At 64.0% G+C, this 10,420-nt stretch carries 8 protein-coding genes; 2 read left to right on the forward strand and 6 right to left on the reverse strand.

What is annotated here, in order from left to right; genetic code table 11:
* Positions 1-10: 10 nt before the first annotated feature.
* The 6 genes from ccmI to ACQR1D_RS12250 all read right to left on the reverse strand — a co-directional run bounded on the left by ccmI (position 11) and on the right by ACQR1D_RS12250 (position 7,466).
* Entirely contained in the window at positions 11-1,330 is a 1,320-nt protein-coding gene (gene ccmI / locus ACQR1D_RS12225; protein ID WP_434894056.1) for a c-type cytochrome biogenesis protein CcmI, read from the reverse strand.
* Complete coding sequence (locus ACQR1D_RS12230; RefSeq protein WP_315804950.1) at positions 1,327-1,839, reverse strand: cytochrome c-type biogenesis protein; 513 nt, start codon at positions 1,837-1,839, stop codon at positions 1,327-1,329. The genes ccmI and ACQR1D_RS12230 overlap by 4 nt, the downstream gene beginning before the upstream one ends.
* Positions 1,836-2,372 carry a DsbE family thiol:disulfide interchange protein gene (locus ACQR1D_RS12235; protein WP_434838298.1) on the reverse strand — a complete coding sequence of 179 codons (537 nt, stop codon included), beginning with the start codon at positions 2,370-2,372 and terminating at the stop codon, positions 1,836-1,838. The genes ACQR1D_RS12230 and ACQR1D_RS12235 overlap by 4 nt, the downstream gene beginning before the upstream one ends.
* Positions 2,373-2,380: 8 nt before the next feature.
* Complete coding sequence (locus ACQR1D_RS12240) at positions 2,381-4,369, reverse strand: heme lyase CcmF/NrfE family subunit (RefSeq protein ID WP_434838297.1); 1,989 nt, start codon at positions 4,367-4,369, stop codon at positions 2,381-2,383.
* A gap of 306 nt (positions 4,370-4,675) precedes the next feature.
* Entirely contained in the window at positions 4,676-6,178 is a 1,503-nt protein-coding gene (locus ACQR1D_RS12245; protein ID WP_434838296.1) for an ankyrin repeat domain-containing protein, read from the reverse strand.
* A complete protein-coding gene (locus ACQR1D_RS12250) occupies positions 6,165-7,466 on the reverse strand; it encodes an NAD(P)-binding domain-containing protein (protein ID WP_315804953.1) in 1,302 nt (433 codons plus the stop codon). Before ACQR1D_RS12250 ends, ACQR1D_RS12245 begins: the two co-directional genes overlap by 14 nt.
* A gap of 450 nt (positions 7,467-7,916) precedes the next feature.
* Here ACQR1D_RS12250 and ACQR1D_RS12255 point away from each other — a divergent pair, with 450 nt between their 5' ends.
* The gene (locus ACQR1D_RS12255; protein WP_315804954.1) at positions 7,917-8,702 is read left to right on the forward strand and encodes a pyridine nucleotide-disulfide oxidoreductase; all 786 of its coding nucleotides are present in this window, start codon (positions 7,917-7,919) and stop codon (positions 8,700-8,702) included.
* Positions 8,703-8,714: 12 nt separating this feature from the next.
* The gene (locus ACQR1D_RS12260) at positions 8,715-10,073 is read left to right on the forward strand and encodes a cytochrome c3 family protein (protein ID WP_315804955.1); all 1,359 of its coding nucleotides are present in this window, start codon (positions 8,715-8,717) and stop codon (positions 10,071-10,073) included.
* Positions 10,074-10,420 lie beyond the last annotated feature (347 nt).

Consider the following 10,420-nt stretch of genomic DNA (forward strand, 5'->3'; position numbering starts at 1 on the left):
CCCTCGAACGCTATGGATTGATCCCGAGCTCTTTGGCTGCGTCAGCTATGCGCGTGCGCTCCGGGGCGTCCTCCGCAAAGACCGACAGTGCGCGTTGCAGCGACTGTTTCGCCGCCTCGACGTCACCCAGCACCACCCGCGAGCGGATCAACTTGATCCAGCCTTCTGCATCGCGCGGTGATTGTTCGAGTCGGCTCGCAAGGCCATCCACCATGCCCCGGATCATGAGGTTGCGATCCTGTGTGGACATGCTTTCCGCCTTGCGGATGTCCTCGGCGCGGGGGCCGCGCGGCTCCGCCGGCTCGCTCTGCGCGGTCTTGCCGGAGCGCAGGAGTTCCTGCATGCGCTCGGCGGACAGGTTCGGCCGGGCAGGCGATGGCGAGGCGTCATCCTCCCCGAGCTCGCGACGAAGCGCGCCGAGCCGCTGCTTGAGATCAGGCAGCCACGGCTCGTTCGGATCGGCCTCCGATACGATCGCCGTCCAGTCGGCCATCGCACCCCGTTTGTCTCCATCCTGTTCTTTCACGACGCCGATGAAGAAACGGGCGCGCGCGTCCTTGGGATCCAGTTTGAGTGCTTCGTCGAAATCCGCGCGGGCTTCGGAGTTGACGGTGCCGTCCGCGGCCCGCACCAGCGCTTCGCCCCGCGCGCTGCGGTACTCTGCCGAGCTTGGCCGCAGCTCCATTGCGCGCGCATAGGCCTGCGCCGCCTCCGCAAAGCGCTCGATGTTGAACAAGGACCAGCCCAGCAGCCGCCATCCGTCCGGATCCCTGGGATTTCGCTCCAGTCGGGTCTGCACACGCTGGATCATCTCTTCGACCGGCGGCAGTCCGCTGCCCTGCTGCGGGCGGTCGCGACCGTCCTGGCCGGCCATCTGCTCCAACGACGCAATGGCCTGGGTGCCGGCGTCCGTTCGCGCTTCGCCAACCGACTTCAGCGTCGTGCCGCCGGCGGTCTGGACCGGCGCGGCCGCGGGGACATCCGGGTTTCCGATGACCGCGTACAGGACGACCGAGCCGAACACCACGGTCATCGTGACGACGGCGAGCGCAAATTTTCGTTCGGAGCTGGTGAGGGAGGGCGCCGGCGGCTGTTCGGCGGCGGCTGCGGCGAGAATGCGCCGCTTGATCTCGCTGGCCGCGTTCTCGCCATCCGACTTGTCGATCAGGCCGCGTGCGGTTTCGCTCTCGATCTCGCGGAGCTGGTCGTGGTGGACGGCAAGTCCCTGAGCCGAAGCCAACCGTCTCCGCTCGTAGCTGCGGATGAATGGCGTCGATATGAGCACGGCGGCCACGGAAATCATCGCCGTCAGGATCAGCCACAGCATCATGAAAGGCTCCGTCGATCGAGGATCGCCTCGAAGGCTTCGAGTTCGTCGGCGCTGAGCGGAGCGACGTGCTCCGCCTCGGGCGCACTCGCATTGGCTGCCGCCCGGCGCACGTAGCGGCCGAAGCCGACGGCGGCCGTGAGCAAAGCGAGCAGGGGACCGATCCACAGCGCGATCGTATTCCACTGTAAGGGAGGCTTGAGCAGGACGAAGTTGCCGTAGCGTGCGACCAGGAAGTCCACCGCCTGCCGGTCGCTGTCGCCGGCCTGCAGGCGATCGCGCAGCAGCACCCTCAGATCATGCGCCAACGGAGCGTTGGAGTCGTCTATGCTCTGATTCTGACAAACGACGCAGCGCAGCTCCTGGCCCAGCGCGCGCGCGCGGGCCTCCAGCCCCTCGTCGCGCAACATTTCGTCGGGAAGCACCGCACGAGATGGCGACCAGGTCGCCGTCAGCACGAGCGAGCTGACGAGAAGCGCTTCGGCCGCGCGCTTGATCCGCCGGCAGTTCATGACTCGCTCCTGAGTGCCTTCAGCAGAGGTTCGAAATCGTCACGCCATACATCTTCGGTCAGCGGGCCGGGATAGCGGAAGCGGATGCGGCCGGCCCGATCGATCACGAAGGTTTCGGGAACGCCGGTCACGCCAAGATCGATGCCGGCCCGGCCGGACTCATCGGAGCCGACACGGGCATAGGGACTGCCATGCTTGGCAAGCCAACGTTTGCCGTCGTTCCGATCGTCCTTCCAGTTCAGCCCATAGATCGGGATCGCGGAGCTCTCCGCGAGCTTGAGCAGCATGGGATGTTCGATGCGGCATCCGGGGCACCAGGATGCGAACACGTTGAGCAGGACCACGTCGCCCTGCAGGTCGGTACTGGCAAGACCGCCGCCCTTGCCGTCGAGCGACGCGAGTTGGAACCGCGGGGTCGGCTTGTCGATCAGGGTCGAGGGCATTCGCTGCGGATCGTTGGTCAGGCTGAAGGCCAGTCCAGCGGCCAGTGCGACGAAAGCCGCGAGCGGTATGAGATAGGGGAGGCGCGGCATATCTCGTCCTATTCAGCAGGAACGGCAGTGGGTACGGCCCGCATCGCCCGTCGCGGAGCACCGACACGAAATCTCCGGTCGGCCAGCGAGACGAAGCCGCCGCACGCCATCATCAGCGCGCCGATCCAGACCAGCGGCACCAGCGGGTGATAGTAGCAACGCACCGCCCACGCGCCTTTGTCGTCGGGATCGCCGAGCGTCACGTAGACGTTCCAGAGCAGGTTGGTTCGAATGCCGGCGGCGGTCGTCTGCTGCTGTCTGACGGGATAGAAGCGGCGCTCGCTGGAAAGCTGCGTGAACGGTTTGCCGTTCCGCGTGATGTCGAACGTGCCACGCTCGGCTTCGTAGTTGGGGCCTGGAAATTTTCCGATCGAGCGCAACTTGATGTCGTAGCCCGCGAGCTGCAGGCTCTGGCCCGGCCGCAGCATCTGCACCTTCTCGCTGGCCCACGCGGTCATCCCGGTAATGCCTGCGACGGTGACGCCCATTCCCGCATGGGCCAGCACCAGGCCGTAGACCGCGAGCGGGGTGGTGCGCGCGAGGTTGAGCGAGGTCGCCAGGGGAGTCGTCATGCCGAGGCGGACGCGATGAGCCAGCACCATCAGCGAGCCGATCACGAGCCAGACGGCGATGCCGAAGAAGAACGCGACCAGGAAACGCTGTCCGAACGTCGCGATGAGGATCGCGACGGCAATGAATGCCGCAAGTCCTCCGGCCAGGCGGAGTCGTTGCAGGGCCGCAACGAGGAGATCGCGCTTCCATTTCAGAACCGGGCCGATCACCATGGCAAGCAGCAGCGGAACCATGATCGGAACGAACGTCAGGTTGTAGTAGGGAGGGCCGACGGAGATCTTGTCGTTTCCGAGCATGTCGACGAGGAGCGGGTAGAACGTGCCGAGAAACACGGTGGCCACGGCTGCCGTGAGCAGCACATTGTTGAGGACGAGGCCGCTCTCGCGGCTGACGGCCGCGAACAGCGCACCGTGCTTCAGGCTTGGGGCTCGGATCGCATACAGCGTCAACGCCCCGCCGGTCGCCACCAGGATGAGCGCCAGGATGAATGCGCCACGCGAGGGGTCCTGTGCGAAGGCATGAACACTGGTGAGCACGCCGGATCGCACCAGGAAGGTCCCGATCAGGCTCAATGAGAAGGTCACGATCCCCAGCAGGATCGTCCAGCTCTGGAGGGCGCTCCGACGTTCGACCACCAGGGCGGAATGCAGCAGCGCAGTCCCCGCAAGCCACGGCATGAAGGAGGCGTTCTCGACGGGGTCCCAGAACCACCAGCCGCCCCAGCCGAGCGTGTAGTACGCCCATGCGCTGCCCAGCGTGATTCCAATCGTGAGAAAGCACCAGGCCGCGAGCACCCACGGTCGGACCCAGCGGGCCCAGCCGGCATCGACCTTTCCCTCGATCAGCGCGGCGACCGAGAACGAGAACGCCATCGAGAAGCCGACGTAACCCAGATACAGAAACGGCGGATGAAAGGCGAGGCCAGGATCCTGCAAGATCGGATTCAGTCCGTTGCCTTCGAGGGGAGCATCGACCAGCCGCGCGAACGGATTCGACGTCGAGACGATGAACGCCAGAAAGCCGAGGCCGATCATGCCGTGCACGCCGAGAACGTTGCTCTGCAGCCGCTCGGGAAGGTTCGTTCCGAACAATGCAACGGCAGCACCGAACAAGGAGAGGATCAGGACCCACAGCAGCATGGATCCCTCATGGTTTCCCCAGACTCCGGAGACCTTGTAGAGCAGCGGCTTCAGCGTGTGCGAATTCGCTGCGACGACCTGGACTGAAAAGTCGGAGTGGACGAACAGCGACGTCAGGCATGCGAATGCGATCGCTACGAACAGAAACTGAGTCAAGGCAGCGTGACGAACGAAGCCGGCGATCATCGCGGATTGGCGGCGCAGCGCTACGAACGGAACGATCGACTGCACCAGCGACACGAGGAGCGCGAGAATGAGCGCAAACGATCCGACCTCCGCTGTCATTTGGTATCTCCGACTGCAGCGGATATTCCTGCAGCTAACTATCAAGTGTCTGTGATGCGCCGACAATCAATGCGCCGAATGAGGCATCATTCGTACGGAATGATGATGATCCATCGACGTGCATCGTAGTGTAACTGCAACTCATTCGCACTCACGGCCGGAGAGCGGTATCATCGAGGCGTCTTGGTATGGAGCGGTATGTTCGTTGATAAATAACGCGCGAATCGTCTGCGGCGCCAGCGAGCAGCGAGCAGCGAACGCGAGGTCGACCGCATGATAGGCAGGAAGGCGAAACGAAATCGTCCGCTATTCCAGAAGCTTGGCGATATCGCCGTGACCGCTGGCCGCGGCGATGTCCGTGGCACGTTCGCGGCGCTTGTTCCTCAACTGCTTTTCGGCACCGGCGGCGAGAAGGCTGTGCGCAATGCCGATGTTCCCCTCATGGGCTGCCATCATCAGCGCGCTCATGCCCTGACCGTTGCGCACGTTCGGGTCGGCCTTGCGCCTGAGAAGCTCACTGACGACATCCGCAAGGCCGGCGCGCGCAGCGAGGATGAGCGCGGTATTTCCGCCTCTTGTCGCGTGTTTCGGGTCGGCCCCATGGTCCAACAGAAGCAGCGAGGCCGCGTCGCTGCGGCCTTCGATGGCATTCAGCAACGGCGTCTTGTCGTCGGCGTCAGCGCGGTTGACGTCCGCACCGGCGCGGATCAGTTGTCCGATCGCGTGCGTATTGCCATTGCCGGCCGCGTGCCAGAGTGCGGTGCGGCCCTGCCCATCGGCGGCGTTGAGGTCGGATCTCTGAACGAGTTGCCGATCGAGCGGGCCATTGGGGCACGACGCGACCGCGATCATGAGGGGGGTCCGGCCGTCCGCCGACGCGGGCAGACTGCCGGAGGCGCCGTCGAGGAGCGCAGCGATCGCGGCGCCGTTGCAGCGGCTGAGCGCCATCAATAGTGCGGTCGTGCCATCTGCACGCGCTGCAGATGGGTCGGCCGCCTTCGTCAGCAGCAGTTTGATGATGTCTCCATGATCCTTGTCCGCTGCCAGCATCAAAGGCGTGTCGCCGCGCCGGTTGCCGGTGTTCGGGTTGGCTCCCGAGGCGAGCAGGAGCTCCACCAGCCGAAGATGCCCGGCGGCCGCGGCGATCGCCAGAGGCGTATCGCCGTCCTCGTTGACCGCGTTGACGTCAGCCTTCGCAGCGATGAGCTGGCGCATCGGATCGAACTGGCCGCGCAGGGCGGCGTCGATGATGGCCGGATGGCCGTTTCGCATGGCGGCCTGCGCATCGAGCGTCGGTGGCGGCCTGCGCGCAGCTTCGCGCGCCGGCTCCCTGGCGCGGGGTCGCGCGTCTCGGCTGGCCATGTCGGCCATCAACTGCTCGGCAGGCTGATAGCCAGCCGCCGCCGACTTGCGTAGCCACTCCCGCGCCCGGTCGGGATCGGCCGGTGTTCCGCGGCCCGCGAGCCACATCGCTGCGACATTGTACTGCGCCTTGACGTGTCCCTTCCTTGCGCTTGCCTCCATCCATTTGAACGCCAGCGTATCGTCTGCTCTGGTGCCGAGACCGGCGCGGTAGAGCGACGCAAGCCGGTACTGCGCCTCCGGATCCCCGGCGTTGGCGGCGCGCTCGAGCAGCTTCAGTGCGTCCTCAGGATGTCCGGCGCGGATCGCGGCATCGGCCGCCTGGCTCGCGAATGCTTCGGAGCTCACGCCGGCCGGCGCGTCGCCGGCCGGGGCGACCGACGGCACGGTCGAGCCAACGAGACAGATCAGGGGGATGATGATGTGAGAGGACTTAAGCCGTGCCATATTTCGTCTCCACCTCGATACCCATGCTCTTCAGGAATGCGGTGGGCAGAATGCCGCCGACGCAGACGATGACGGCATCGTTTCGGATCGTGCTCGTGTTGCCGCCGGCATCGATGTCGACGTCGTCGCTGCCGATCCGTTTGACCGTGGAGTTGTAGATGACCCGGAGCCGCCCCGATCGAGCGGCTGTTTCCGTCCGTTGACGGTTCTTCAGCTTGGCGCGGCCGAACGACTCGCTGCGATGCGACAGGGTCACCGTCGTTCCGGGCTCGTCGGCGATGGAGCACGCGGCTTCCAGTGCGGCGTCGCCGCCACCGACGACGAGCACGTGCTGGCCGCGATACTGTTCGGGGTCGATCAGTCGATAGACGACCTTGTTCTGCTCTTCGCCAGGAGCTTCCAGCTTGCGTGGCGTTCCGCGGCGCCCGATCGCCAGGAGCACGGCATGCGTTCTGTAGCTGCCGCGGTTCGTCCTGACGTCGAAGCTTTCTCCCATTCGCGTGACGGCCTCGACGCGCTCGCCGACGTTCACCTTGAGGCGGGCCTTGCGCACGATCCCCATGAAGAAGGTGATCAACTGCTCTTTGCTGAGCTCTCTGAAGTTGAACTTGCCCGCGAGCGGCAGCGTGAAAGGTGCCGTCATCACCAGCTTGCCGCGGGGAAAGTGCGCGACGGTGCCGCCAAGCGAGTCCTGCTCCAGCGTCACGAAGCGCAGCCGATGCTGCAGGCAGGCGAGACTGGCGGAAAGTCCGGCCGGACCGCAGCCGACAATCACGACGTCGAGCATGTCGGACTTGCCGATGTTCTTGACCTTGCGGACGGAGTCGATCGCCTGGCGCCCCTGTTCGATGGCGTTGCGGACCAGCCCCATCCCGCCGAGCTCTCCGGCGATGAAGATGCCGGGTACGTTGGTCTGGAACGCCTCGTCCACGTTTGGAATGTCGATGCCGCGCGTTTCGGTGCCGAACACCAGCGTGATGGCGTTCACGGGGCACACCGCCTTGCAGGCGCCGTGTCCGATACAATGCGAAGGTTCGACCAGCGACGCCTTGCCGCCGATCAGGCCGAGAATGTCGCCCTCCGGGCACGCCCTGACGCATGACCCGCAGCCGATGCACAAGGCGGGATCGATGATAGGATGCAAGGATGCCGGCTCAAGCAGACCGGCTTCCTTGGCGGCCGAGAGCTTCGCGACGCTCTTTATTTCTCTTCTCTTGCGCACCGCCATGTAGGTGGCCCAGACGCCGAGCATCGGCGCGGCGTAGACGATCAGGAGATCGAGCGCCATGTCGTCTCGCTCCCTTGTCTTATGAACTAACAGCAGAAGAGAGCCGCTGGCCGCGAACTCCGCGTGAAGAGGTTCGATGCGGTGCTAGATGCAAATTCCTCTCAAGAGATGCCGACATAGAAATTCCAGAATGATCTGACGTCTTGGAGACAAGGATTGGACCATTCGTTGAACAGATGCCGTCGGCGGAAATATGGCTCGCACTGATTTCGGACTAATGACGTCGGTGTCGGAAGACGGATGGGGATGTTGCAAGTGGTTATCACTAAGTGGTCTCTCGACTGAGATCCGGAGATCCGCGAACGAGTCTGGCTTCCGCCAATCCGGCATTCGGGTTTCACAGGAAACGTCGAGGTCATGAGCAGAGCAGCGGTCGCTCGCGCGCGGGGCAATCCTCTTCGAGGAACCATTCCGGTTGTCATCACGGTCGTCGTTCTCGGAGCGATTACCGTGGGGTGGCTGCAGAAGGAGGAGGAGTATATTACGCCGGGCTCCGGCACCGGATACTGGCTCGGGATCTACGGCAGCGTCGCGATGCTGTCGCTGCTGGCCTATTCGATGCGCAAGCGCTTCAAGTCGCTGCGCGGGATCGGCTCGGTGCCGTTCTGGTTCAGGACGCACATGCTGCTCGGCGTCATCGGTCCCGTGCTCATCCTGTTCCATGCGAATTTCCAGCTGGGGGCGCTCAACAGCAATGTGGCGTTCTTCACCATGCTGATCGTGGCGATCAGCGGCGTGGTCGGCCGTTACATCTATGGCAAGATCCATATGGGCCTCCATGGCGGGAGAGCGCGTGTCAAGGAGCTGCTCGCCGAGGCCGAGGCAATGCGAACGGAGCTCGGTCAGGAGATGCAGGCCGTCTCGTTCGTGTCGCGGGAGTTGGCCGCCTTCAGCAAGGGGCTCGACAACAGGGTACCCCGAACCGCGCTGGGCAGCCTGCGGACCGGCGCGGTCATCGCAGCGCGCACGCGGCGGCTGCGCGCCAATGTGGTTGCGGAAGCGCGCCGGCTCATTCGCGCCGAAGCCAAGCGCGCGCGATGGTCGTGGTCCGAGCGGCGGCGTCGCGAGAAGCGAATCGAGGAGGTGGTGCGGCGCTACGCCGCTGCGGTACGCAAGGCCGCTGAGCTGACGTTCTTCGAACGATTGTTTTCGCTGTGGCATGTGCTTCATCTGCCGCTGTTTTTTCTCATGCTGCTGGCGGGCGTCGTTCATGTCTGGGCCGTCCATCACTATTGACGGAGTTGCGTGATGCGGTGGCGTGTTGCGGTCGTCGTCGCCGTCCTGGCCGGCGTTGCGATGCTCTCGGCCGGGGGGCGGGCGCAGACGTTGCTGGAGAAGCTCGTCATGCCGGGCCCGTTGGTCGAGAAGCATGCCAAGCTCGAGAGCGAATGCGGAAAGTGCCACGAAGCCTATACGCGGAAAGCACAGTCGGGCCTCTGTCTCGATTGCCACAAGGAGATTGCCGTCGATCGCAGGCAGCGTGAGCGCCTGCACGGACGCGACCAGGCGGCGCTGAGCCAGGAGTGCAGGCAGTGTCACACCGACCACAAGGGGCGTGGAACCGACATCGTCCAGCTCGACAAGGAGACCTTCAACCACGACATGACGAACTACCGGCTCGTCGACGCGCACAAGACCGTGCCTTGTGCGGGATGTCACGTCGCGAAGGTGAAGTTCCGCAACGCGCCCTCGACCTGTTTCGAGTGTCACAAGGCGATTGATCCGCATCGCGGTCGACTCGGTGAACGCTGCGAGAACTGCCACACGGCGGTGAAATGGCGCGCGACCAAGGAGTTCGACCATACCAAGACCCGGTTTCCCCTCGTGGGCGCCCACAAGTCGGTCGCTTGTGCGACGTGTCATTCCGGTCAGCAATACAAGGATCTGCCGACCTCCTGTGGCTCATGTCACCGTCTTCAGGACGTCCATGGCGGCCGCTTCGGCGACAAGTGCGAGACCTGCCACGATCAGGACAAGTGGAAGACGGTCCGCTTCAATCACGACAAGACCCGCTTCCCCCTGCGAAATGCGCATGCCAAGGTGAAGTGCGAGGGCTGCCATACGGGTGATCTCTATCGGGACAAGCTCGCGACCTCATGCGTGTCCTGTCACCGCAAGCAGGATCCGCATCAGGGCAAGCTCGGTGAGCGTTGCGAGACGTGCCATAGCGATATGGGCTGGCGGAAGAAGCTCTCCTTCGATCATGAAATCACGCGCTTCCCCTTGATCGGCCTGCACAAGTCGGTGCCCTGCGAGGAGTGCCACCGGACGCCGACCTACAAGAACACCCCGATGGCCTGTGAGAGCTGCCACAAGGATTTCCACCAGGGGAAACTCGGCGGGCGATGCGCCAACTGCCACAATCCGAACGGATGGCGGCTATGGCGTTTCGATCACGCGCGGCAGACACGATTCCCGCTGGTCGGTGTCCACCAGAAGATCACCTGCGAGGCCTGTCACAAGGCCAAGTCGCCGCCGGATCTGAAGTTGCCGATGGATTGCTTCAGCTGTCATCGCAGCTCGGACGTGCACAATGGTACCTTCGGTCAGACGTGCGAGCGCTGCCATGTCGCAACGGGATGGCGCAACGTTCAGATCAGGAACTGATTCGAACGGCCGCGGTGGCTGCTGCAAGACGTCTGACATCGTATCGAGCTGATAAGAGCTCGCAATACTGATCAGTTCGAATGCAGATCAATGGCTTGCGTGATGGGCTTGCCGGACCATCGCGCGCGGGTGAGGTCAGAAACCTAAACCTCCATTCAGCTTGAGTTCAGCTTGGCCCAGTTTTGGGCCAGCTTTGCGCGTCTCTGGAAGCTCTGTCGTAGGCTTAGCGAAGGCTGCGTGATCTGGCCGGTGACTCCATCATCGCCTAATCGATGCAGCGCTCAATCAAGGGAGCACGGAGCGTTTCGAGTATTCGGTGGCTGGGGAAGACGTGCCGCCGGGCCGTA

It is taken from the genome of Bradyrhizobium sp. HKCCYLRH2047 (genome assembly GCF_051168175.1).
Taxonomy (GTDB): domain Bacteria; phylum Pseudomonadota; class Alphaproteobacteria; order Rhizobiales; family Xanthobacteraceae; genus Bradyrhizobium.